The 25,460-nt window shown below is 47.5% G+C and carries 21 protein-coding genes, 1 pseudogene and 1 other annotated feature; all 22 genes and pseudogenes read right to left on the bottom strand.

The window, feature by feature from the left end:
• Positions 1-14: 14 nt before the first annotated feature.
• The 22 genes and pseudogenes from leuB to ACFSDB_RS17935 all read right to left on the bottom strand — a co-directional run bounded on the left by leuB (position 15) and on the right by ACFSDB_RS17935 (position 25,460).
• Positions 15-1,115 (bottom strand): 3-isopropylmalate dehydrogenase, encoded by a 1,101-nt coding sequence (gene leuB, locus ACFSDB_RS17830; protein ID WP_204893709.1) that lies wholly within the window; start codon positions 1,113-1,115, stop codon positions 15-17.
• Positions 1,116-1,145: 30 nt separating this feature from the next.
• The gene (locus ACFSDB_RS17835; RefSeq protein WP_204893708.1) at positions 1,146-2,687 is read right to left on the bottom strand and encodes a 2-isopropylmalate synthase; all 1,542 of its coding nucleotides are present in this window, start codon (positions 2,685-2,687) and stop codon (positions 1,146-1,148) included.
• A pseudogene (gene ilvC / locus ACFSDB_RS17840) lies at positions 2,674-3,717 on the bottom strand (ketol-acid reductoisomerase); the annotation flags it as partial. The gene ACFSDB_RS17835 and the pseudogene ilvC, both read right to left, overlap by 14 nt.
• 23 nt (positions 3,718-3,740) lie before the next feature.
• Entirely contained in the window at positions 3,741-4,253 is a 513-nt protein-coding gene (gene ilvN, locus ACFSDB_RS17845) for an acetolactate synthase small subunit (protein ID WP_204893706.1), read from the bottom strand.
• Complete coding sequence (ilvB, locus tag ACFSDB_RS17850; RefSeq protein WP_204893705.1) at positions 4,250-5,974, bottom strand: acetolactate synthase large subunit; 1,725 nt, start codon at positions 5,972-5,974, stop codon at positions 4,250-4,252. The genes ilvN and ilvB overlap by 4 nt, the downstream gene beginning before the upstream one ends.
• A 340-nt stretch (positions 5,975-6,314) precedes the next feature.
• Positions 6,315-7,214, bottom strand: a complete 900-nt coding sequence (ilvE, locus tag ACFSDB_RS17855; RefSeq protein WP_204893704.1) for a branched-chain-amino-acid transaminase — start codon at positions 7,212-7,214, stop codon at positions 6,315-6,317.
• Positions 7,215-7,549: 335 nt separating this feature from the next.
• Entirely contained in the window at positions 7,550-8,737 is a 1,188-nt protein-coding gene (gene tuf / locus ACFSDB_RS17860; RefSeq protein ID WP_204893703.1) for an elongation factor Tu, read from the bottom strand.
• 115 nt (positions 8,738-8,852) lie between these two features.
• Positions 8,853-10,931 (bottom strand): elongation factor G, encoded by a 2,079-nt coding sequence (gene fusA / locus ACFSDB_RS17865; RefSeq protein WP_204893702.1) that lies wholly within the window; start codon positions 10,929-10,931, stop codon positions 8,853-8,855.
• Positions 10,932-10,982: 51 nt separating this feature from the next.
• A complete protein-coding gene (gene rpsG, locus ACFSDB_RS17870) occupies positions 10,983-11,453 on the bottom strand; it encodes a 30S ribosomal protein S7 (RefSeq protein ID WP_008432480.1) in 471 nt (156 codons plus the stop codon).
• A gap of 44 nt (positions 11,454-11,497) precedes the next feature.
• Entirely contained in the window at positions 11,498-11,917 is a 420-nt protein-coding gene (rpsL, locus tag ACFSDB_RS17875) for a 30S ribosomal protein S12 (RefSeq protein WP_204893701.1), read from the bottom strand.
• 473 nt (positions 11,918-12,390) lie between these two features.
• Positions 12,391-15,996 carry a DNA-directed RNA polymerase subunit beta' gene (rpoC, locus tag ACFSDB_RS17880; RefSeq protein ID WP_204893700.1) on the bottom strand — a complete coding sequence of 1,202 codons (3,606 nt, stop codon included), beginning with the start codon at positions 15,994-15,996 and terminating at the stop codon, positions 12,391-12,393.
• 107 nt (positions 15,997-16,103) lie between these two features.
• The gene (rpoB, locus tag ACFSDB_RS17885; RefSeq protein ID WP_204893699.1) at positions 16,104-19,658 is read right to left on the bottom strand and encodes a DNA-directed RNA polymerase subunit beta; all 3,555 of its coding nucleotides are present in this window, start codon (positions 19,656-19,658) and stop codon (positions 16,104-16,106) included.
• 213 nt (positions 19,659-19,871) lie between these two features.
• On the bottom strand, positions 19,872-20,474 hold the full coding sequence (locus tag ACFSDB_RS17890; protein WP_204893698.1) for a class I SAM-dependent methyltransferase: 603 nt from the start codon (positions 20,472-20,474) through the stop codon (positions 19,872-19,874).
• Positions 20,475-20,602: 128 nt separating this feature from the next.
• On the bottom strand, positions 20,603-20,962 hold the full coding sequence (rplL, locus tag ACFSDB_RS17895; protein ID WP_204893697.1) for a 50S ribosomal protein L7/L12: 360 nt from the start codon (positions 20,960-20,962) through the stop codon (positions 20,603-20,605).
• A gap of 56 nt (positions 20,963-21,018) precedes the next feature.
• Positions 21,019-21,519, bottom strand: a complete 501-nt coding sequence (rplJ, locus tag ACFSDB_RS17900) for a 50S ribosomal protein L10 (protein WP_204893696.1) — start codon at positions 21,517-21,519, stop codon at positions 21,019-21,021.
• Positions 21,520-21,554: 35 nt separating this feature from the next.
• Positions 21,555-21,702, bottom strand: a sequence feature (ribosomal protein L10 leader region).
• 43 nt (positions 21,703-21,745) lie between these two features.
• Positions 21,746-22,441: a 50S ribosomal protein L1 gene (gene rplA / locus ACFSDB_RS17905; protein ID WP_204893694.1), complete on the bottom strand. Its 696-nt coding sequence runs from the start codon at positions 22,439-22,441 to the stop codon at positions 21,746-21,748.
• A gap of 105 nt (positions 22,442-22,546) precedes the next feature.
• On the bottom strand, positions 22,547-22,972 hold the full coding sequence (rplK, locus tag ACFSDB_RS17910) for a 50S ribosomal protein L11 (RefSeq protein ID WP_033542812.1): 426 nt from the start codon (positions 22,970-22,972) through the stop codon (positions 22,547-22,549).
• A gap of 163 nt (positions 22,973-23,135) precedes the next feature.
• Positions 23,136-23,669 carry a transcription termination/antitermination protein NusG gene (gene nusG, locus ACFSDB_RS17915; protein WP_204893693.1) on the bottom strand — a complete coding sequence of 178 codons (534 nt, stop codon included), beginning with the start codon at positions 23,667-23,669 and terminating at the stop codon, positions 23,136-23,138.
• 100 nt (positions 23,670-23,769) lie between these two features.
• Complete coding sequence (gene secE, locus ACFSDB_RS17920; protein WP_204893692.1) at positions 23,770-23,955, bottom strand: preprotein translocase subunit SecE; 186 nt, start codon at positions 23,953-23,955, stop codon at positions 23,770-23,772.
• Between the two features lie 59 nt (positions 23,956-24,014).
• Positions 24,015-24,161: a 50S ribosomal protein L33 gene (rpmG, locus tag ACFSDB_RS17925; protein ID WP_204893691.1), complete on the bottom strand. Its 147-nt coding sequence runs from the start codon at positions 24,159-24,161 to the stop codon at positions 24,015-24,017.
• A gap of 70 nt (positions 24,162-24,231) precedes the next feature.
• Positions 24,232-24,882 carry an RNA polymerase sporulation sigma factor SigH gene (sigH, locus tag ACFSDB_RS17930; protein WP_204893690.1) on the bottom strand — a complete coding sequence of 217 codons (651 nt, stop codon included), beginning with the start codon at positions 24,880-24,882 and terminating at the stop codon, positions 24,232-24,234.
• A 68-nt stretch (positions 24,883-24,950) separates the two neighbouring features.
• The gene (locus tag ACFSDB_RS17935) at positions 24,951-25,460 is read right to left on the bottom strand and encodes an NYN domain-containing protein (RefSeq protein ID WP_204893689.1); all 510 of its coding nucleotides are present in this window, start codon (positions 25,458-25,460) and stop codon (positions 24,951-24,953) included.

A 25,460-nucleotide genomic window follows, 5' to 3' on the forward strand; every position in this document is an offset into this window, starting at 1 on the left:
GCCCACTCCTTTACTTAAACGTAAGAATACATGATGTGTTCGGAAACGAATTCCCGCTCCAGCTCTTCGATGACTTTCGTTACAAACGCTTCAGTTGAAACCGTCCGTTTTCCAGCCGTGTACAAATCGCCTGTGCAATAGCCGTCTTCCAGGACGCCCATTACCGCTTCTTCAATTGCCGACGCTTCTGAATGGAGGCCGAACGAATGGCGGAGCATCATCGCCGCTGACAAGATAGCTGCTGACGGGTTCGCTTTGTTCTGGCCGGCAATGTCCGGAGCCGACCCATGGACCGGTTCATAAAGCCCGAAACCATCTGCACGGATGCTTGCTGAAGGCAGCATTCCAAGCGATCCTGTGATGACCGAAGCTTCATCGCTTAAGATATCGCCGAACATGTTCTCCGTGACCACCACATCAAACGCACGCGGATCCGTGATCAGTTTCATTGCGGCTGAGTCCACCAGCATATGCTCGACTTCCACGTCCGGATAAAACGCTTTTCGCTCTTCGACCACTTCCCGCCATAGCTTGCTCGTTTCCAATACATTCGCTTTATCGACCGAAGTCAATTTGCCGCGTCGCCCGCGGGCCACTTCAAACGCCTTATCAACGATCCGTTCAATCTCCGGTCGAGTATAGACTAGCGTATCCACTCCGGCTTTTTCCGTACGGTGTTTCGGCTCTGCGAAATAAAGGCCTCCTGTCAATTCCCGGACAATGACCATGTCCACTTCTTTCGCCACTTCTTCTTTTAATGGGGAGGAACCGAGCAATGCCGGCACCGCTTTGACCGGCCGGATATTTGCGAATAAACCGAAACGCTTGCGGATATTCAGCAAGCCTTTTTCCGGACGGAGATGGGCCGGATGCTGATCCCATTTCGTGCCGCCTACCGCACCAAGCAGAATGGCATCGCTCGCTTCACATGCTGCCACGGTTTCTTCCGGCAGCGGGTTATCGTATGCATCCACTGCGCATCCGCCGATTGCCGCGTGCTTCAAATGGAATGTATGCCCGTAGCGCATGGCAATCGATTGCAGTACCTTTACCGCTGCATCTGTAACTTCTGGTCCGATTCCATCTCCTGGCAATACCGCTATCGTTTTTTCCATTGAAATTCCTCCTCTTTCATTCCTGTTGTTTTAAGCTGTGACTACGCTGGCTTTCTGCCCTTTTTTCACCAATTGGCGATTCACTGCATTCAAATACGCTTTCGCTGTCGCTTCCAGTACATCCTGCGCTACATCCCGGCCCGTAACGGTCTCTCCATCATAGGTCATGTTGATGACCGCTTCACCTAACGCGTCGCGCCCTTTGCCGATCGACGTCACGCGGTAATCAAGAATATGCACTTTGCCGGCGACAATGCGCTCGAGGCTGTTGAATATCGCTTCCACCGAACCTGCGCCTGTTGCAGAATCCCGGACCAGCTGGCCGTCAGGTCCGTGGGCAGATGCTGTAGCCGTCGGGATGTTCGCTGTTCCGTAATGAACTTGCACGCTTTCCAGTTCATACACCGGCACGTCTTTTTCATTGATCTGCTGGTCTGTCAGCAAGACGAACAAATCGTCTTCAACAATCTCTTTTTTACTGTCAGCCAATTTCTTGAATTCGATAAAGGCTTTGTTCAATTTCTCATCGCTCAGTTCAAAGCCCATCTTGATCGCCCGGTCTTTGAAGGCGTGCCTGCCGGAATGCTTGCCGAGCACCAATTCGGTTGATGCATCGCCGATCAGTTCCGGCGTAATGATTTCGTACGTCAACGGGTTTTTTAGCATGCCATCCTGATGGATGCCTGACTCATGGGCAAAAGCATTTTTGCCGACCACCGCTTTGTTCGGCTGGATCAGGCTGCCCGTCAATTGGCTGACCAATTGGCTTGTGCGCTTGATTTCTTTCAGCTCGATTCCTGTTTCGATTTCGTAAATCTGCTTTCGGATGTGAAGCGCCACTGCGATTTCTTCAAGCGCCACGTTGCCGGCACGTTCGCCGATGCCGTTGATGGTCCCTTCCACTTGGGTTGCACCATTTTCAATCGCTGCAAGTGTATTGGCGGTCGCCATCCCTAGATCGTTATGGCAATGAGCGGACAATTTGACGTTCTCGATTCCGATGACGTTTTCGCTTACATATTTGAACATGGCACCGTATTCCGCCGGAGTCGCATATCCTACTGTATCCGGTAAGTTGATCGTCGTGGCTCCCGCTTTGATGACTTCACGGATGATACGGACCAGGAATTCCGGATCGGACCTTGAGGCATCTTCCGCCGACCACTGGACAAGCGGGAAGAATTTCTTAGCGTATTTCACAGAAGCGACGGCCGTTTCCAGGACCTGCTCCGGTGTTTTCATCAATTTATGTTCCATATGGATCGGCGATGTTGCCAGGAAGATATGGACATGCGGCTGTTCGCCGCCTTTCAATGCTTCCCATGCCGTGGAAATATCACTTTCAACTGAACGGGCTAAGCCTGTCACGATTGAATTTTTTACTGTTCCTGCGATGCGCTTTACCGCATCGAAATCTCCCGGCGAGGCTGCCGGAAATCCTGACTCGATGATCGTCGCGCCAAAACGTTCGAGTTGGCGGGCGATTTCGATTTTCTCAGCAGTATTCAAGTTGATCCCGGCCGACTGTTCTCCGTCCCGTAGCGTTGTATCAAAGATGTCAATTTTGCGCACTGGCGACCACCTCTTTTGTTTTTGTCTTTTTGCCTTCGTTGACAAATGGCATCATTTCACGCAGCACTCGGCCTACTTGTTCGATTTGGTGGTTTTCTTCCGCTTTTTCGATGGCTGTGAATTCCGGGCGGTTCAATTGATTTTCAAGCAGCCAGCCTTTTGCGAATTTCCCTGTCTGGATATCCGTCAAAACTTCTTTCATGCGGCCTTTTGTCGCTGCATCGACCACGCGTGGACCTGATACAAAATCGCCCCATTGCGCCGTGTCTGAAATCGAATAGCGCATGCCTGACAATCCGCCTTCATACATCAAATCAACGATCAATTTCAATTCATGCATGCATTCGAAGTAAGCGACTTCTGGCTGATAGCCCGCTTCCACTAAAGTTTCAAAGCCCGCTTTCACAAGTGATGTAACACCGCCGCAAAGCACAGCCTGTTCTCCGAATAGATCCGTTTCAGTCTCTTCTTTGAAGGTCGTTTCCAGCACGCCTGCACGGGCAGCGCCGATCCCTTTCGCATAAGCCAGCGCCACTTCCTGAGCCTGTCCTGAAACATCCTGGTGGATGGCGATCAATGCCGGAACTCCAGCACCTGCTTCGTATGTGCGGCGGACCAGATGCCCCGGCCCTTTTGGTGCTACCAAGAAGACATCCACATCTTCCGGAGCGACGATTTGGTTGAAATGAACGTTAAAGCCATGTGCGAAAACGAGTGATTTTCCTGCAGTCAATGCTGGTTTGATTTCTTCGTTGTAGATTTTCGTCTGCTTCTCATCCGGTACCAGGACCATGATGATGTCCGCTGCCTGCGCCGCTTCCGCCACCGTGGTCACATTCATGCCGTCTTCTTGCGCTTGTTTGAATGATTTCCCGGGTCTTACACCAACCACAACATCAAATCCGGATTCTTTTAAGTTCTGGGCATGGGCATGTCCCTGTGAGCCGTAGCCGATGACCGCAATTGTCTTTCCTTCTAATACCTGTTCGTTTACGTCTTGGTTATAATACATTTTCGCCATTTTTAATTTCCTCCTCGAGTGTTTGGGTTTTGTTAAAGAATCGACAGCTGTGCTGCCGGGGTCTTTTGCGTCTCACGGACAAATGCAGATACACCGGTTCGTGTTACTTCTTTAATGCCATAAGGCCTCATCAGGTCGATGAATGCCTCGACTTTCTCCGGATCGCCGGCCACTTGGAAGGTGGTGACGTTCTTGCTCATATCCACCACTGTTGCGCGGAACGGTTCGACGATTGCATAAAGCTCATTGCGGACAGCTGGCGGGGAAACCACTTTTACAATCGCCAGCTCCCTCATGACCATTGCTTTATCGGTAATGTCATTGACTTTGATGACATCAATCTGTTTCTGCAGCTGCTTGAGCAGCTGCTCAAGCTTCCCTTCATCCTCCACATTGACGACAAATGTCATTTTCGACATTCCCGGCTTTTCGGTGTGTCCGACGGAAATGCTCTCGATATTGAATTGCCGTTTCATCAAAAGGCCCGTTACCCGGTTCAGGACGCCGCTTTGGTTGATTACTGTAGTTGTTATGACTCGTTTCATTCGCTTGTCACCCCGATCATTTCGTTGAGCCCTTTGCCTGGCGCAACCATCGGATAGACATTTTCCATCTGTACTACCCGGCAATCGATTAGCGCCGGTTCATCTGATTCGAACGCTTCTTTGAATACTGCTTCCGCTTGTTCCATCGTCTCCACTTTATAGCCGGCAATGTCATATGCCTGTGCCAATTTCACGAAGTCCGGCTGTACTTGGATCAATGATTGAGAATAGCGTTCTTCGTAGAATGTTTCCTGCCATTGCCGTACCATTCCAAGACTTTGGTTGTTCAAAATTACAACCTTCACCGGAAGCCGGAGTTCCTGGAGCAACGAAAGTTCCTGAAGCGTCATCTGGAATCCGGCGTCACCGACAATTGCCACGACTTTTTCTGTCGGGCGCGCCAGCTGAGCGCCGATGGCTGCAGGGAAACCGAATCCCATTGTGCCAAGGCCTCCGGAGGTCACCCAATTATGCGGATGGGAGAACTTGTAGTACTGGGCTGCCCACATCTGGTGCTGGCCGACATCCGTCGTCACGACCGCGTCGCCGCCGGTCAGGCGATGGATCAGTTCAATTGCCTGCTGTGGAAGGATGCCTCTTCTATCGTCCGCTTTGTATTGGAGCGGATAATCGATTTTATTCGCTGCCAGCTCTTCTAGCCAGCCGGCAGTATCAGGAGATTCAAAATCCTGGTTCAGCAATTCGCGGAGCGCTTCTTTTGCATCAGCCACTATCGGAATCGCGGTCGGTACGTTCTTGCCGATTTCAGCAGGATCGATATCGATGTGGATAACTTTCGCTTTCGGTGCGAAATGCGCCAAGTTGCCAGTCAACCGGTCATCGAAACGTGCGCCGATATTTAGAAGTACATCGCACTCGCAGATGGCTGTGTTCGCGGTATAGGTGCCGTGCATCCCGGCCATCCCAAGAAACAGTTCATGGCTTCCGCCGATTGTGCCAAGCCCCAATAATGTATTCGTGATCGGCAATCGGTGGCGTTCTGCAAATTCTTGAAGCTCTTTTGACGCCTTTGCTGCCAGGACGCCGGCTCCTGCTAGAATCAGCGGCTTTTTCGCTTTTGATAATGCCTTAGCGGCTTTTTGTATTTGCAGGTAATTCGGCTGTGTCGTCGGCTGGTATCCCGGAAGGTTCACTTCTTCATCTTCATAGCTTTGCATCAGCTCTGTTGAGATGTTCTTCGGGATATCGACGACCACCGGTCCCGGCCGCCCGGTTGAAGCGATATAAAATGCTTCCTTGATGATCCGAGGGAAATCTTCCACGTTTTTCACTTGGTAATTGTGCTTGGTGATCGGCTGCGTGATCCCGATGATATCCGCTTCCTGGAAAGCGTCCGTTCCGATGACGCTGCTGGCAACTTGTCCGGTAAAGACGACCAACGGAAGGGAATCGAGCATTGCGTCCGCGATTCCAGTCACTAAGTTTGTTGCCCCCGGGCCGGATGTCGCAATCACCACCCCGGTTTTCCCGGATACTCTGGCGTATCCTTCCGCTGCGTGGATGGCACCTTGTTCATGCCGTGCCAGCACATGGCGGATCGGGTTTCTGTGGAGCGCGTCATAGATCGGGAGCACGGCTCCTCCCGGATAGCCGAAAATCACATCCACACCCTGCTCTTTCAACGATTGAATCAGGACATCAGCACCGCTGCCTTTTAATTTCTGTTCTACTGCTTCTCTAACTTCCAAATTTACTCCCAATCTTTCCGCCTCCTTTTGGATTGTGTCTTTGTTAGAATAAAAAAAGCTTTTTCATCCTACACAAAGAAACATGTTCTTCGCATAGGGATGAAAAAGCTTCATGGTACCACCCTAGTTCGCTGCACAACTGCAGCCTCATAGATAAGCTCGGCTTATCTGCTGTTAACGATGAGCCGCTTTAAGCGGCCACCGGGAATACCTATTCGGCCGGAGCCTTTCAGCATTCCACTCAGAGGGGATGTCGAAAATGGTAGTATTGCCGGCTTCCACCTGTACCGGCTCTCTGTGAATACATCTTCCATGTTCTTTAACCTCGTCATTGAATTGGATTATTCATTTGTCATACTGCATTCAATTGATTTGCATAAACCTTAACGCCATCTTGTTGGACCAGTTCGCGGAACGAGCTAAGCAAATCGTTTGTTACCGGTCCAGGCTTTCCATCTCCGATCGTTCTTCCATCCACTTTCACTACAGCGATTACTTCCGCTGCCGTTCCGGTCAAGAAGACTTCATCAGCGACATATACATCATGTCTTGTAAAAACGGCTTCCTGCATTTCGTAGCCTTTTTCTTTCGCCACTTCCATAATTGCGTTTCGTGTAATGCCTTCAAGCGCTCCGACATATCCCGGAGGTGTCAGCAATTTATTCTTCCGGACGATGAAGATGTTGTCTGCAGATCCTTCTGCGACATAGCCTTGATCATTCAGCATGAGCGCTTCGGAAACGCCCGCCAGGTTGGCTTCGATTTTCACTAGAATATTATTCATGTAGTTAAGCGATTTGACTTTCGGGCTCAGCACATCCGACCGGCTTCGCCGTGTGGCTACTGATACGATTTCAATGCCCGTTTCGTATAAGGCTTTCGGAAAGAGCGACAATGCTTCTGCAATGACAATAACGCTTGGTCTCGGACAACTGAGAGGATCGAGCCCTAAGTTTCCCGGCCCCCGCGATACCACCAGGCGGATATACGCATCTTTTAATTCGTTGCGCCGGAGTGTTTCCACTACGATTGACGTCAACTCTTCAACAGAATGTGGAATTTCAAGCATGACCGATTTAGCGGAATCGTAAAGACGTTCTAAATGTTCCTCTAACCGGAACACGTTTCCATTGTAGGATCGAATTCCTTCGAACACTCCATCACCGTATAAAAATCCGTGATCGTAAACAGAAACCTTCGCATCTTCTTTTTTAACAAAATTGCCATCCATATAAATCATTTGTTCGCCCATGCTGTCCACTTCTTTCTTTGGATATTTTGTTTCTGGAATTTATTAATTTTTGTTTTCTCGATGTAAATTGTTGCTATCATATCGCCTATTTTAAGGGGTGTCAATCAACTTTCCGTGAATTTTTAGTCTATTTAGAATATTGATAAATAATGTATCCGTTTTCATTGTTGATGTAGCAACGTTTCCACGGCTCTTAAAAAAATGTGAAAATTTTTTGAACGCAATATATTACATACTTCATATAACGAGAAAAAGCAGGCATCAGCCTGCTTCTAAAAACAAAAAAACCCCCGGTTTATCAAATGATAAACCGGGGGTTTGGGTCTTAGCAAAAATTATTTAGTGATTTTTGCAACTACGCCAGCGCCTACAGTACGTCCACCCTCACGGATAGAGAACTTAGTTCCTTCTTCAAGCGCGATTGGAGAGATCAAAGAAACAGTCATTTCGATGTTGTCTCCAGGCATAACCATTTCAACGCCTTCAGGAAGGTTGCAAACGCCAGTTACGTCAGTTGTACGGAAGTAGAACTGCGGGCGGTAGTTTGTGAAGAATGGCGTGTGACGGCCACCCTCTTCTTTTGAAAGAACATAAACTTCAGCTGTGAACTCAGTGTGTGGAGTGATTGTGCCTGGTTTAGCCAATACTTGTCCACGTTGCACGTCGTCGCGAGAGATCCCGCGAAGAAGAGCACCGATGTTGTCGCCAGCTTCAGCATAGTCAAGCAATTTACGGAACATTTCTACACCAGTTACAGTTGTAGATTTTGGTTCTTCAGTAAGACCGATGATGTCAACAGTATCGCCGACTTTAACTTGTCCACGCTCAACACGTCCAGTAGCAACTGTACCACGGCCAGTGATTGAGAATACGTCCTCAACAGGCATCATGAATGGCTTGTCAGTGTCACGTGGTGGAGTTGGGATGTACTCGTCAACAGCGTTCATCAATTCCATGATTTTTTCTTCCCACTCAGCTTCTCCTTCAAGAGCTTTAAGAGCAGAACCTTTGATGACAGGAATGTCATCGCCAGGGAAATCATATTCAGAAAGAAGATCGCGAACTTCCATTTCTACAAGTTCAAGAAGCTCTTCGTCATCAACCATGTCACATTTGTTCATGAATACAACTAGGTAAGGTACACCTACTTGACGTGAAAGAAGGATGTGCTCACGAGTTTGTGGCATTGGGCCATCAGCAGCAGATACTACTAGGATCCCGCCGTCCATTTGAGCAGCGCCAGTGATCATGTTTTTAACATAGTCGGCGTGTCCTGGGCAGTCAACGTGTGCATAGTGACGCGTAGCTGTTTCATATTCAACGTGTGAAGTATTGATTGTGATTCCACGCTCTTTTTCTTCTGGTGCGTTATCGATTTGGTCGTAAGAACGAGCTTCCCCGCCTGACGCTTTAGCAAGAACTGTAGCGATAGCTGCAGTCAAAGTTGTTTTACCATGGTCAACGTGACCGATTGTACCAATATTAGCGTGTGTTTTAGAGCGATCAAATTTAGCTTTTCCCATTAGAAAAATCCTCCTCAGAATGTAAGTTAGTAGGTAGTTCGCTGTGCTGGAATAACAGGGCCCTATTATTCCTGGCATACAAACTATTTATACTTTATTAAAGGTCAAAATTCAATTATTGGCCTTTATTTTTTTTGATAATTTCTTCTGAAATTGATTTCGGTACTTCTTCATAGTGGTCGAAGTGCATAGAGAACACACCACGGCCTTGCGTGTTAGAACGCAATGAAGTCGCATAGCCGAACATTTCAGCAAGAGGTACCATAGCACGGACAACTTGCGCGTTTCCGCGTGCGTCCATACCTTCTACACGGCCGCGGCGTGACGTGATGTCACCCATGATATCTCCAAGGTATTCCTCAGGAATAACAACCTCGACGCGCATGATTGGCTCAAGAAGAACCGGGTTAACTTTAGAGATTGCATTTTTAAGCGCCATAGAAGCAGCAACTTTAAATGCCATTTCATTCGAGTCGACATCATGGTAAGATCCGTCGAACAATTTAGCTTTGATGTCGATCAATGGATAGCCGGCAATTACACCGTTATCAAGAGAGTCGCGAAGACCCGCTTCAACTGCTGGGATGTATTCACGTGGAACCACACCACCAACGATTGCATTTTCAAACTCAAAACCTGCTCCTTCTTCGTTTGGAGCGAATTCGATCCAAACGTGTCCGAACTGTCCACGTCCACCAGACTGGCGTACGAATTTACCTTCGACTTTAGCAGACTGACGGAATGTCTCGCGGTAAGATACCTGAGGTGCACCCACGTTAGCTTCTACGTTAAACTCACGGCGCATGCGATCAACTAGGATATCAAGGTGAAGTTCACCCATACCTGCGATGATCGTTTGGCCAGTTTCCTGGTCAGTGTGCGCACGGAAAGTCGGATCTTCTTCTTGCAATTTCGCAAGAGCTTGACCCATTTTGTCTTGGTCGGCTTTAGATTTTGGTTCCACAGAAAGGGAGATAACCGGTTCTGGGAAGACCATACGCTCAAGGATTACCTGGTGCTTCTCGTCGCTCAAAGTGTCTCCAGTAGAAGTATCTTTAAGGCCGATTGCAGCAGCGATATCGCCGCAGTAAACTTCAGCAATCTCTTCACGGGAGTTAGCGTGCATTTGCAGGATACGTCCTACGCGTTCACGTTTGCCTTTTGAAGAGTTTTGTACGTAAGAACCAGATTTAAGAGTACCAGAGTACACACGGAAGAAAGTCAATTTCCCAACGTATGGATCCGTCATTACCTTAAACGCTAGCGCTGAGAATGGCTCGTCTTCGCTAGGCTTGCGGATAACTTCCTCATCAGAATCTGGAAGGACGCCAGTCATTGGAGGTACATCCAATGGTGATGGCAGGTAGTCGATTACTGCGTCAAGCATTAATTGAACACCTTTGTTTTTGAAAGCAGTTCCGCAGACCACTGGGTAAAACTCAACATCCAAAGTACCTTTACGGATACCGGCTTTAAGTTCTTCCACAGAGATTTCTTCTCCGCCTAGGTATTTCTCCATCAATTCCTCATCAAGCTCAGCAACAGCTTCCACTAATTTAGTGTGCCACTCTTCTGCTAGCTCTTTGTGGGATTCAGGGATTTCACCTACAGTGATTTCAGTTCCCAAATCGTTTGCGTAGAAGACTGCTTTCATTTCGACTAGGTCGATGATCGCTTCGAACTCATCTTCAGCACCGATTGGAAGTTGGATCGGATGTGCATTTGCCTGTAGGCGATCGTGCAATGTGCCTACAGAGTAAAGGAAGTCAGCACCGATTTTATCCATTTTGTTGACGAATACAACACGTGGAACACCATATGTTGTAGCTTGACGCCAAACCGTTTCAGTTTGAGGCTCAACACCAGATTGAGCATCAAGAACTGTAACAGCTCCATCAAGTACGCGCAATGAACGTTCAACTTCAACAGTGAAGTCTACGTGTCCAGGAGTATCAATGATGTTGACGCGGTGGTTTTTCCATGACGCTGTTGTCGCAGCAGAAGTGATCGTGATTCCACGTTCCTGCTCCTGCTCCATCCAGTCCATTTGAGAAGCACCTTCATGCGTTTCGCCGATTTTGTGGATACGGCCTGTGTAGTATAAAATACGCTCCGTAGTAGTCGTTTTACCGGCATCAATGTGTGCCATGATTCCGATATTACGTGTTTTGTCTAAGGAGAACTCTCTAGCCATGTTGTCTTTCTCCTTCCGTCTCGGATTAAGATTTTTACATCTTGAAAGAAATTACCAGCGATAATGAGCAAACGCTTTGTTCGCTTCCGCCATTTTGTGGATATCTTCACGTTTCTTAACCGCTGCTCCAGTGTTGTTTGCAGCATCTAGAATTTCATTAGCCAAACGCTCTTCCATTGTTTTCTCTCCACGAAGACGTGAATAGTTTACAAGGTAGCGAAGACCTAGAGTTGTACGGCGCTCTGGACGAACTTCAACCGGTACTTGGTAGTTAGCTCCACCGACACGGCGTGCGCGAACTTCAAGAACTGGCATAACGTTAGTCAATGCTTGTTCGTATACTTCAATCGGATCTTTCCCGCTGCGTTCTTTAACTAGTTCGAACGCTCCGTATAGGATCTTTTGTGAAGTACCTCTTTTTCCGTCAACCATCATTTTATTAATTAAGCGTGTCACCAATTTCGAATTGTAAATTGGATCTGGCAACACGTCACGTTTAGCTACAGGACCTTTACGAGGCATGTATGTTCCTCCTTTCAACGAAATCACTTCGTTATTTTAACTTTTTATTTTTTGACTTTTGGTCGTTTTGTTCCGTATTTAGAACGTCCTTGCATACGGCCGTTTACTCCAGCAGTATCAAGTGCTCCACGTACGATGTGGTAACGCACACCAGGTAAATCTTTTACGCGTCCGCCGCGAAGAAGAACTACACTGTGCTCTTGAAGGTTGTGGCCTTCTCCAGGGATGTATGCATTGACCTCAATTTGGTTTGTCAACCGTACACGCGCGTATTTACGCAAAGCGGAGTTCGGTTTCTTTGGTGTCATTGTACCAACACGAGTACAAACTCCACGTTTTTGAGGTGAGCTTACGTCAGTCTGAGACTTTTTGAAGCTGTTATACCCTTTGTTCAACGCTGGTGAGTCTGATTTAGTGCTTTTTGGTTTACGAGGCTTGTTAACTAATTGGTTAATTGTAGGCATCGATTTTTTCCTCCTCTCAAAAGGTGTTCTAATACCACATATCCAGGTGGTTCATTTTTTGGGTAAAAACAAAGCCTTTGTGTTTTCACACAAAAACTGGTATCCAGTAAACGCCACAGCAGCTGCGCTGGCATAATTGCCTTTGCTTTGCCAAGCTTGGATCGTGAATCTGCAAATCTGATCGGAATACCTTTTCTAAGGCTGTTGGATAAATCTGCTCGGCCATTCGATCGTTCGCGTCTTTGCCGCTCTTACATCTTGGACAATGCCGCTTTCTAATGCTTTTACTGATTGCTTTATACCGATGATGCTTCTTTTGCCTGAATCTTTTACAAGACATTCGCATGCCTTTCCAAGCAACAGACAGCTAAACCATCAACCCTCAACATGTTATCACTCTCAGCAATTCATGTCAACAATATTCCTAAAAAATCCCGGAGAGTTTTTAAAGACCTCTCCGGAATCCAATTAAATTATGATTCGCTGCCGACAATCTCTTCTTTCACAGCTTTTTCAGCCTGTGCAATTTTGATTTGGCGGTAACGCTGCATTCCTGTTCCGGCTGGAACAAGCTTGCCGATAATAACGTTCTCTTTCAATCCTAAAAGTTCGTCGCGTTTTCCTTTGATCGCTGCATCTGTTAGGACGCGCGTCGTTTCCTGGAATGAAGCGGCAGATAGGAAAGATTCTGTTTCAAGTGAAGCTTTTGTGATACCCAGGATGACCGGGCGGCTTGTAGCAGGCAGGTTGCCTTCAAGCACAGCTTTTTCGTTCGCTTCTGTAAATTGGTGAATATCCAATAGTGAACCTGGAAGCAAGTCAGTATCGCCGGCTTCGATTACGCGGACTTTACGGAACATTTGACGGACCATAACTTCAACGTGCTTATCGCCGATTTCTACCCCTTGCATACGGTAAACTTTCTGGACTTCTTTCAACAAATACACTTGGACAGATTGAACATCTTTAACTTGCAGCAATTGCTTCGGATCGATCGATCCATCCGTCAATACTTCGCCGCGGCGGATGACATCATCCACGTGCACTTTAAGGCGGGCATTGTAAGGCGCCAAGTATTTGCGTGTCTCGACGTCACCTTGGATCGTGATTTCCTTCTGGCCTTCACGGATTTCATCCACTTCGGTAACTGTACCGTTGATTTCAGAAATGACCGCTTGCCCTTTCGGATTACGCGATTCGAAGATTTCCTGGATACGCGGAAGACCTTGTGTAATATCGTCTCCTGCTACCCCGCCTGTATGGAATGTACGCATTGTAAGCTGGGTTCCTGGTTCTCCGATTGACTGAGCGGCAATGATACCCACTGCTTCGCCCACTTCAACTTCGTCGCCAGTTGCCAAGTTCGTACCGTAGCATTTCTTACAAACGCCGTGTTTCGTATTACATGTAAATGCTGAGCGAATCGTCACTTCTTTGATTCCCGCTTCTACAATGAGGCGTGTCAAGTCTTGTGTAATCAATTCGTCTTTTTCTACAATGACTTCTTTTGTTTCAGGGTGGCGGATCGTTTTCTTCGCATGACGGCCCAAGATACGCTCGTCCAGCTCTTCGATCACTTCTGACCCTTCCTTCAAGGCTCCGACAAGCAAGCCGCGGTCTGTACCACAATCGTTTTCGCGGACGATTGCATCTTGTGCAACGTCTACGAGACGGCGTGTCAAGTAACCGGAGTCAGCTGTCTTCAAGGCCGTATCGGCAAGACCTTTACGTGCACCGTGAGTGGAGATGAAGTATTCGAGTACCGTCAGACCTTCACGGAATGAAGATTTGATCGGGAGTTCGATAATGCGGCCGGCCGGGTTGGCCATGAGTCCGCGCATACCCGCAAGCTGTGTAAAGTTGGAAGCATTACCACGCGCTCCGGAGTCACTCATCATATAAATCGGATTCAATTTATCAAGAGATGCCATCAGTTTTTCCTGGATGACGTCTTTTGCATTGCTCCAATAAGAGATAACACGCGAATAGCGTTCTTCTTCCGTGATCAAACCACGGCGGAATTGCTTCATAACTTTATCCACGTTCGCTTGCGCTTCGATCAGGATTTCACCTTTATCAGGAAGTACGACGATATCCGCCACACCAACCGTGATACCGGCTTGCGTCGAGTATTTAAAGCCAAGGCTCTTCATACGGTCAAGCATTCTTGAAGTTTCTGTAATGTGGAAGCGTTTGAAGACTTCCGCAATGATTTCTCCAAGAATTTTCTTTTTGAACGGCGTCACGAGTTCAGCTTCAGCAAAGTAGCCACGGATGTCGGTCGTAGTCGGCACGAAATACTTAGCCGGTGTTTCCACCTGCAAGTTGAAATCGGTCGGCTCGTTGATATAAGGGAATGATCTCGGCAGAATTTCGTTGAAAATGATCTTACCGACACTCGTCAATAGGAGCATTTTGTTCTGTTCTGCCGTAAATGTCGGGTTGTTCAAGGATCCGGCAAGAACCGCGATTCTTGTGTGAAGGTGTACATGACCAGTCTGGTAAGCGACAAGCGCTTCTTCCGGACCTGAGAATGTAGCGCCCTCGCCTGTAGCTCCTTTGCGCTCAAGTGTTAAGTAATAGTTTCCTAGAACCATATCCTGAGAAGGAGTTACAACCGGTTTTCCGTCTTTCGGGTTCAAGATATTCTGGGCAGCAAGCATAAGAAGACGGGCTTCCGCTTGTGCTTCAGAAGAAAGCGGTACGTGGACGGCCATTTGGTCACCATCGAAATCGGCATTGTATGCAGTACATACTAGCGGATGAAGACGGATTGCTTTGCCTTCCACAAGTGTTGGTTCAAACGCCTGGATACCGAGTCGGTGAAGCGTTGGTGCACGGTTCAATAGAACCGGATGCTCCTTGATCACGTCTTCGAGTACATCCCAAACTTCTGAATGCAGACGCTCGATCTTGCGTTTCGCACTCTTGATGTTATGGGCCAATCCTCGTTCAACAAGTTCTTTCATGACGAAAGGCTTGAACAGCTCGATTGCCATTCCTTTCGGCAATCCGCATTGGTACATTTTCAAGTTCGGTCCTACAACGATAACGGAACGGCCTGAATAGTCAACGCGTTTACCAAGAAGGTTTTGACGGAAGCGCCCTTGTTTCCCTTTCAACATGTGAGAAAGAGATTTCAACGGACGGTTACCCGGTCCAGTGACAGGACGGCCGCGGCGGCCATTATCGATCAACGCATCAACAGCTTCCTGCAGCATGCGTTTTTCGTTTTGGACGATGATGCTAGGTGCACCAAGGTCCAACAAGCGTTTCAGACGGTTGTTCCGGTTGATCACGCGACGGTACAAATCGTTCAAGTCGGAAGTCGCAAAACGTCCGCCATCCAATTGAACCATCGGGCGAAGTTCCGGCGGAATAACTGGAAGAACATCAAGAATCATCCAGTCCGGATTGTTTCCGGAGTTGCGGAAAGATTCCACTACTTCAAGGCGTTTGATCGCCCGTGTGCGGCGCTGCCCTTGAGCAGTTTTCAATTCTTCTTTCAACGAATCCGTTTCGCGTTCAAGATCGATTTCTTGCAGAAGTCGTTTGATCGCTTCAGCACCCATTGCGGCTTGGAATTTTTTCCCGAACTTATCGCGATAAGCCCGGTATTCTTTTTCCGAAAGAAGCTGTTTCTTTTCAAGCGGTGTATCTGCAGGATCGATTACTACGTAAGAAGCAAAGTAAATGACTTCTTCGAGTGAGCGCGGGGACATATCCAAGATAAGGCCCATGCGGCTCGGAATTCCTTTGAAATACCAAATATGTGATACAGGAGCTGCAAGTTCAATGTGGCCCATGCGCTCACGGCGTACTTTTGAACGTGTGACTTCAACGCCACAACGGTCACAGACTACACCTTTATAACGGACACGTTTGTATTTTCCGCAATGGCATTCCCAGTCTTTTGTAGGACCGAAAATACGTTCACAGAACAAACCGTCTTTTTCTGGTTTTAATGTACGGTAGTTAATTGTTTCTGGCTTTTTGACTTCTCCATAAGACCATGAGCGAATTTTATCGGGTGACGCTAATCCGATTTTCATATACTCAAAATTGTTAACATCTATCAAGGAGCCTACCTCCCTTTTGTCTCGAGTTTCTGTACGGCTTTTCCTCGTTTGCGACCAAGTGATTGGAAGACGGGCGGCAGGCTAAGACCGCCCGATTCCAAGATTTATCAATCAACTGTTCCAACAGGTGCTTCTGTATCTGCGATTGGCAGGATGTTCAGCGAATCGGCCGGTTGAAGATCTTCTTCTTCATCCAAATCGCGCAATTCGATTTCTTCGTCATCAATCGTCAGCATTTTAACGTCCATACCTAAACTCTGAAGCTCTTTGATCAAAACTTTGAACGATTCCGGAACGCTCGGTTCTGGAACGCTTTCGCCTTTGACGATCGCTTCATACGTTTTCACGCGTCCGACCACATCATCCGACTTCACAGTCAGGATTTCCTGAAGCGTATGGGCTGCCCCGTATGCTTCAAGCGCCCAAACTTCCATCTCACCGAAACGCTGTCCGCCGAACTGGGCTTTACCGCCAAGTGGCTGCTGCGTAACAAGCGAATATGGACCGGTTGAACGGGCGTGCAATTTATCATCGACCATGTGCGCAAGTTTGATCATGTACATGATTCCTACAGACACACGGTTATCGAATGCTTCACCTGAACGGCCATCGTAAAGGATGGTTTTTCCATCGCGCGGCATTCCGGCTTCTTCCATCGTTTCCCACACATCTTCTTCATTGGCTCCATCAAAAACAGATGATGCCATATGAATTCCAAGTGAACGGGACGCCATACCTAAGTGAAGCTCAAGTACTTGTCCGATGTTCATCCGTGATGGTACCCCAAGCGGGTTAAGCATGATGTCAACAGGAGTTCCATCCGGCATAAACGGCATGTCTTCCTCAGGAAGAATGCGCGAGATTACACCTTTGTTTCCGTGACGTCCGGCCATTTTATCCCCGACTGAAATTTTACGTTTCTGGACGATGTATGCACGCACCAGCTGGTTTACACCCGGCGGCAATTCATCGCCGTCTTCGCGGTTGAAGATTTTCACATCAAGCACGATTCCGCCGGCTCCGTGTGGTACACGAAGGGACGTATCACGCACTTCACGCGCTTTTTCACCGAAGATTGCATGCAATAGGCGCTCTTCAGCTGTCAGTTCCGTAACCCCTTTCGGCGTAACTTTCCCGACCAGAATGTCGCCGTCCTTCACTTCTGCACCGACACGGATGATTCCGCGGTCGTCCAGGTTGCGAAGCGCATCTTCCCCGACATTCGGGATGTCGCGTGTGATTTCTTCCGGCCCAAGTTTTGTATCGCGTGAATCGGACTCGTATTCTTCGATGTGGACAGATGTATACACATCGTCTTTTACCAAACGCTCACTCATGATGATCGCATCTTCATAGTTGAAGCCGTCCCATGTCATGAACGCTACAAGGACGTTGCGGCCAAGGGCCATTTCGCCGCGTTCCATCGAAGGTCCATCCGCCAGGATATCGCGAGGCGATACGCGGTCGCCGACTTTGACGATCGGGCGTTGGTTATAGCTGGTCCCTTGGTTTGAACGGACGAATTTTTGCAATTTGTAAGAAGTGACGTCGCCTTTGACTTCTTTGCCATCCACTTCTTCGATCCGGCGCACTTTGATTTCACGTGCTTCCACCGATTCAACAATACCTTCGTATTTAGCGATGACAGCCGCACCTGAATCACGTGCCGCCAAATGTTCCATGCCCGTACCGACGAAAGGTGCTTCAGGGTTAAGCAATGGAACTGCTTGACGCTGCATGTTCGCTCCCATCAATGCACGGTTGGAGTCATCGTTTTCAAGGAACGGGATACAAGCTGTCGCAACTGAAACGACCTGTTTCGGCGAAACGTCCATGTAATCGATGCGTTCGCGTTTAAGCAATGTGTTTTCACCGCGGAAACGGGCTACCACTTCTTCTTCTACGAAAGAGCCGTCTTCATTTAATCGCGAGTTGGCCTGAGCCACTACGTAATTATCTTCTTCGTCGGCAGTCAAGTAATCGATTTGCGGTGTTACGATTCCGGTTTCCGGATCGACACGGCGGTAAGGCGTTTCAATGAAACCGAATTTGTTCACTTTCGCAAAAGTCGAAAGCGTGTTGATCAACCCAATGTTCGGGCCCTCAGGCGTTTCGATCGGGCACATGCGTCCATAATGCGAGTAGTGAACGTCGCGCACTTCAAAGCCGGCGCGCTCACGCGTCAGACCACCAGGCCCAAGCGCAGATAGACGGCGTTTGTGAGTTAATTCCCCTAATGGGTTTGTTTGGTCCATAAACTGGGAAAGCTGAGAACTACCGAAGAATTCTTTAATGGATGCAATAACCGGACGGATATTGATCAATTGCTGCGGCACGATCGCTTGCGTGTCATTGATCGACATACGCTCGCGCACAACGCGTTCCATACGGGACAACCCGATGCGGAATTGGTTTTGCAGCAATTCCCCGACTGAACGAAGGCGGCGGTTACCCAGGTGATCGATGTCATCTGTGTTTCCAACTCCGTAAAGAAGGTTAAAGAAGTAACTGATAGAAGAAATGATATCAGCAGGCGTTACGTGTTTGATCTTGTCTTCCACATAAGCGTTGCCAATGACGGTGATTTCTTTTTGATTTTCATCGTTTGGAGCATAGATCTTGATGGACTGCAGTGTAACGTCGCCTTCAAGGACGCCGCCGGACTGGGATGCAGTGTGGAAATTCACGCCGCCTTCCAGATAAGGGATCAAGCGGTCCAACACGCGGCGGTCGATAACCGTGCCAGCTTCCACCAGGATTTCGCCTGTTTCAGGATCAACCAGCGTTTCAGCGATTGTTTGATTGAAAAGACGGTTTTTGATGTGAAGTTTTTTGTTCATTTTATAGCGGCCGACATTTGCCAGGTCATAGCGTTTTGGGTCGAAGAAACGCGAGTAGAGCAAGCTCTTTGCGCTTTCGACTGTCGGCGGCTCACCAGGGCGCAGACGCTCATAGATTTCAAGAAGCGCTTTTTCTGTGCTTTCGGTGTTGTCTTTTTCAAGGGTGTTTTGCAGGTATTCGTTATCTCCAAGCAAATCGATGATTTCTTGGTCGGATCCGAAGCCAAGCGCCCGCAAAAGGACCGTTACCGGCAATTTGCGCGTGCGGTCGATGCGGACATATACAACGTCCTTAGCATCTGTTTCATATTCAAGCCAAGCGCCGCGGTTAGGGATAACCGTTGCCCCGAAGCCTCTCTTGCCGTTTTTATCGGTCTTGTCGTGGAAGTAAACACTTGGTGAACGCACCAACTGGGAAACGATAACGCGTTCCGCGCCATTGATCACAAAAGTTCCAGTTTCGGTCATCAATGGGAAATCGCCCATAAAGACATCCTGTTCCTTCACTTCGTCTGTTTCTTTGTTGTGCAGACGCACTTTTACGCGCAGCGGTGCCGCATAAGTGACATCACGTTCTTTTGATTCAGAGACTGGATATTTCGGTTCCGCGAGACTGTAGTCAACAAACTCAAGCGACAGATTTCCAGTGAAATCTTCAATCGGCGAGATATCTCGGAACATTTCGCGCAGCCCTTCTTCGAGGAACCACTCATAAGACGCTGATTGAATCTCAATCAGGTTTGGAAGATCGAGCACTTCTTTAATTCTCGAAAAACTTCTACGTTGACGATGTTGCCCGTACTGAACTAGTTGACCTACCAACTTATTCACCCCTCAATAAAACGATTATAGGTCTTTGCGATTTCTGCCAAATGGTGTATGATATCGAAAAGACAAAAAGAAAACGAGGCTGACTGAGAGCTCATTTTCTGTATACCTGTGGTTGCGTGTCGCCATGCGATGCCCTAAAAAGGGCAAACGACCTCAAAATAATAATTTTGCATTTCATTATAATAACATAGGCGTTTTGTCAAGTCAAACTTTTCTCGCCTCAAAAATAAAGTACCCCTTCTTCTTATCCGCTGTACGGCAATTCCCGAAAAGTTCCTCTAATTTCTCCTGCGTTGAAGGTGCTCCCTGTTTTTTCTGGATGACCACCCAAAGCGACCCGCCTTGTTCAAGCTTCGTATATGCTTCTTCATAAAACCGGAAGATCGTCTCTTTTCCTGCGCGGATCGGCGGATTCGTCAAGATCGACGAAAACCCTTCCTCTTCAACAGACCCTAATCCATCACTTTCGTAGATCCGGACGTTTCCGACTCCGTTTTTTTCGGTGTTTTTTCTAGCCAGTTCAAGGGCGCGTGTGTTCACGTCTACCATATGAACTTCTTTATGGGGAAATGTTTTGGCGATGGCCATTCCGATTGGCCCGTACCCGCAGCCGACATCCAAAATCGGCCCTGACAATTCCGAATCCTCGAACGCTTCGATCAGCAGCCGGGAACCGAAATCGATTTCACCTTTGCTGAATACGCCTGCATCTGTCTGGAAATGGAATTTCTCGCCCCGCAATGTATATGTCCATTCTCGAGGGTTGCTTTTTGTTTGAGGATTTTTGGAATAATAATGCTGTGACACATGGAGTCCTCCTTACCGTTCTTAACTCATCACGAAATCTGCCCGGCATTTCCGAATTTAGAAAGAAGAAAAAGCCCGTCGGTAAAGATACTGACGAGCTTTCTTTCTTATTCCATGAAAAGTTGAAATTATTTAACTTCTACTGAAGCGCCAACTTCTTCAACTTTAGCTTTGATTTCTTCTGCTTCTTCTTTAGAAACGCCTTCTTTAAGAGCTTTAGGAGCTTCGTCAACTAGTGCTTTAGCTTCTTTCAAGCCTAGGCCAGTAACTTCGCGTACTACTTTGATTACTTTGATTTTTTGATCTCCAGCAGAGTTCAAGATTACGTCGAATTCAGTTTGCTCTTCAACAGCAGCACCGCCAGCAGCAGCTGCAGCAACAGGAGCAGCAGCAGTTACGCCGAACTCGTCTTCGATTGCTTTTACTAGGTCGTTAAGTTGAAGAACTGTCATTTCTTTGATTGCGTCTAAGATTTGTTCTTGTGTCATTATAGTTTCCTCCTATGGAAAGGTGATTTTTTTGTCGTGCTTATCCGGCTAACTTATTAAGCGCCTTGTTCTTCTTTGCTGTCCGCAACCGCTTTTGTGATCGCAGCGAAGTTGCGCATTGGTGCTTGAAGTACGCTGAGTAGCATAGAAAGTAGACCTTCGCGTGATGGAAGTTCTGCCAATGCTTTTACATCTTCTGCAGATGCTACAGTGCCTTCGATGATACCCGCTTTAATTTCAAGCGCTTCGTTCTTTTTAGCGAAATCGTTGATGATCCGCGCTGGTGCTACTACATCTTCGTTAGAAAATGCAATGGCGTTTGGTCCTGTAAAGTGTTCGTTGATCGCTTCAAGTCCGTGCATTTCTGTCGCACGGCGAGTCATTGAGTTTTTGTAAACTTTGAACTCAACGCCTGCTTCACGAAGCTGTTTACGAAGTTCTGTCAATTGAGCAACGTTCAACCCACGGTAATCAACAACTACAACTGAAGCTGCAGCGTTGAATTTGTCAGCGATCGTTTGCACAACTACTTTTTTCGTTTCAACTGCTTTGGTCATTTGGGCACCTCCTATAGATTTTTCATCTGTACCGTCCGTCCATAAGAAAAGCCTCTGGTCTTTACAGACACAGAGGCATAATATCAGCATCAAAAAGATGTCAACTGAATTCATCATGTCCTCGGCAGGGATAAATTAAGCGGCTGGCGCCCCTGCTGTCTGCGGTACAAATATACTTTTTACAACTTCGCCAGTTTAGCAAAGCGCAAAAGATTTGTCAATACTCTTATTTTCCTACAGAGCTAGAATCCACTTTGACAGCAGGTCCCATTGTAGTTGTTACGTTTAGGGATTTGATGTACGTTCCTTTAGCTGCCGATGGCTTAGCTTTAAGAACAACGTCGTAGATTGCTTCCAAGTTTTCAGCAAGTTTGCTGTCTTCGAAAGAAACTTTCCCGATTGGCGCGTGGATGATACCAGTTTTGTCTGCACGGTATTCCACTTTACCAGCTTTGATTTCTTGAACAGCTTTTGTCACATCAAATGTAACTGTGCCTGTTTTCGGGTTTGGCATCAAGCCTTTTGGCCCTAGAACGCGTCCAAGTTTACCAACTTCACCCATCATGTCCGGAGTTGCAACGATTACATCGAAGTCAAACCATCCTTGCTGGATTTTTTGGATATATTCAGCGTCGCCGACGAAATCTGCGCCTGCTGCTTCAGCTTCTTTAAGTTTTTCGCCTTTAGCGAAAACCAATACGCTTTGAGTTTTACCAGTACCGTTCGGAAGCACTACAGCTCCACGGATCTGCTGGTCGTTCTTGCGCGTGTCGATTCCAAGACGGAAAGCGACTTCCACTGTTGCATCGAAGTTTACTGTGCTTGCTTTTTTCGCAAGTTCGATCGCTTCTTTAGCATCGTAAAGTTTTGTACGGTCGATCAATTTTGCTGCTTCTTGCAGCTTTTTGCCTGTTTTAGCCATTTTAAACGTCCTCCTTGTTGTGGTCTAACGGTTTAAACCTCCCACGATTAAAGGCTGCGCGGTTCAATTTGAACTCACGCAACCCATCCAAAAACAACTGCCGTATTAGTCTTCGATTGTAATGCCCATGCTGCGAGCAGTACCTTCAACCATCAACATTGCAGCTTCAACTGAAGCAGCATTTAGATCTGGCATTTTAGTTTCTGCGATTTCGCGAACTTTGTCGCGTTTCACAGTCGCTACTTTATTGCGGTTCGGTTCGCCTGAACCTGATTCAATACCGGCTGCTACTTTAAGTAGGACAGCTGCGGGTGGAGTTTTCGTAATGAAAGTAAATGAACGGTCTTCAAATACCGAAATCTCAACTGGAATGATCAGTCCTGCTTGATCTGCCGTACGCGCGTTGAACTCTTTACAGAAGCCCATGATGTTAACACCTGCTTGACCCAATGCTGGACCAACCGGTGGCGCTGGATTAGCTTTTGCTGCAGGGATCTGCAATTTTACAACTTTAATCACTTTTTTAGCCACGAAACACACCTCCTTAAGTCCGTGATGTGGTAATAGGGTTTCCCCTCCCACTCAATATCTCTGTCAACTATGTTGATAGAATTAGTTTATCCTGTACAAATTGTCTGATGACAGTCTGACCTATGAAATGATAACACTTTCCGGGCAGAATAGCAAGCAGCTTTTAAATTTTTTGGGCTTGGTCGAAATCAAGCTCCATTTTTGTTTCACGGCCGAAGATATCGATCGAAACTTTCACTTTGCCTTTTGTTTCGTCGATCTCTTCCACTTTCCCTTGGAAGTTCGCAAACGGCCCTTCCATAACTTCGACGGTATCGCCGACTGCAAAGTCGATTTCCACTTTGCGTGAAGACATGCCCATTTGCTTCAGGATGAAATCAACTTCTTCATCCAATAGCGGCGTCGGCTTAGCGCCACCGCCAGAAGAACCGATAAAGCCGGTCACGCCTGGCGTGTTTCTGACAACATACCAGGATTCATCCGTCATGATCAATTCCACGAGCACATAGCCCGGGAAGGTTTTGCGCATGACGGTGCGTTTTTTGCCGTCTTTGAAATCCGTTTCTTGTTCTTCCGGGATGATGACACGGAAGATCTTGTCTTGCATGCCCATCGTTTCGACACGCTTTTCCAAGTTTGCTTTCACCTTATTTTCGTAACCGGAATACGTGTGGACTACATACCAATTTTTCTCCATATTCGTTCGGACTAAGCGTCCATCCCTCCTTTTTCTCCAAATGAAAAAACCCGTTCTCGACTACTGACGGGCTATTTTTTCGTGTTATTTTGTGTACACCTTAAAGTGCCAAGAACCAGCGGAATAATTCCGAAATGCCTGTATCAATCAAAGCGAAGAAAAGAGCCATGAAAATAACGGTCGAAAGAACGACTACCGTGTAGCGAGTCAACTCTTTGCGTTTCGGCCAGCTTACTTTTCTCATTTCCGTGACGACGTTCTTCAAGAAACTGCCAATGTTGCCCATTGTTTAAAAAACCTCCGAATTTCAAAATCACTCTATATCGTTCGGCATTCACTTAATATTCATATCGTTTGTTTATGCACGGTATGCCCATTGCAATGAGCACAGAATTTATTAAGTTCCAAACGTGTGCCAGGTTCCGATCGTGCCGGTACCGTGTAATTGCGGGATGCACATTTCGAGCAGCTTAAAACGATTTTTTTAGCCATTTTTCTCACCCTATTCGAGTTTTCAGCTTTTTCAAGGTTATCACCTTAGCACTAGGCTGTCAACTGCACTTCAGGACGTTCGGGTCTCGTCAAATTGGAGATGCCTTTCCAATTTCCGTTTCACGCGCTGGAGCGCATTGTCGATCGACTTGACATGGCGTTCTAATTTTTCCGAAATTTCCTGATAAGATTGCCCGTCCAGGTAAAGCGCCAGCACTTCCCGTTCAAGCGTGCTCAGAACTTCCCCCATCTTCGCTTCCATATACAAGAACTCTTCATTGTTGATCATCAACTCTTCCGGGTCGTCGGCTCCGTTGCCGGTCAGGACATCCATCAACGTCCGGTCGGATTCTTCATCATAGATCGGCTTGTCGAGCGACACATACGAATTCAGCGGAATGTGCTTCTGGCGGGTCGCTGTCTTGATCGCCGTGATGATCTGGCGGATGATGCACAGCTCGGCAAAGGCGCGGAAAGACGATAATTTATCGCTGCGGAAGTCGCGGATGGCTTTGTACAAGCCGATCATCCCTTCCTGGATAATGTCTTCTTTGTCCGCTCCGATCAGGAAATAGGAGCGTGCTTTCATCCGGACAAAGTGCCGGTACTTCGTAATTAAAAAATCCAAGGCCTCAGTGTTTCCGCTGTGGACTAAGCTAACAAGTTCCTCATCTGTCATTTCTGTGAATCGTTGGGCTTGAACTTGCTCTTGATTTAGCACGGCTATCCCTCCGGTTGCGAGCCTCGATACCCTCAGTATACAGGAAGGAAAAATTGAGCGTCAACCTATCATTTCTGGCCGCGCCGCCATTTTTCGAAAATTTCCGCTACTTCATCCGATAGCATAATCTTCGAGAACGCACGCTGCTCCTGGATTTCTTTTACTTTTTTTGTAATATTTTTTTGAATTTCAATCATTTCGATTTCCAGTTCACGCGCCGATATGCGGAGCGCCCCTTTGCCGAAAATCACCCGCTGTTCGGTCATATCGGAAGTTGCTACATAAATCTGGTCCCTGCGATTGTTCAAGCTCGTAGCGAGCTTTTCAATCTGCTCATCTGCCGTCTCACTTTCCCGGGTGTAGATCACTTCAATATCATGCCGGCGGTTTTTCGCTTCAATGCCAGGTACAAGGTGGGCGTCAAAAATGATGATGACGCGCCATCCTTTATAGCTCTGGTATTCAGCCATCAGCTCGATCAATCGGTCCCGTGCTTCGGCAAGCTTCTCTTTTTTCAATTCCTGCAGTTCTGGCCAATCCCCTATGATGTTATATCCATCAACCAGTAGAATGTCCAT

Source organism: Planococcus chinensis (assembly GCF_042681545.1).
In the GTDB taxonomy this organism is placed as follows: Bacteria; Bacillota; Bacilli; order Bacillales_A; family Planococcaceae; genus Planococcus; species Planococcus chinensis.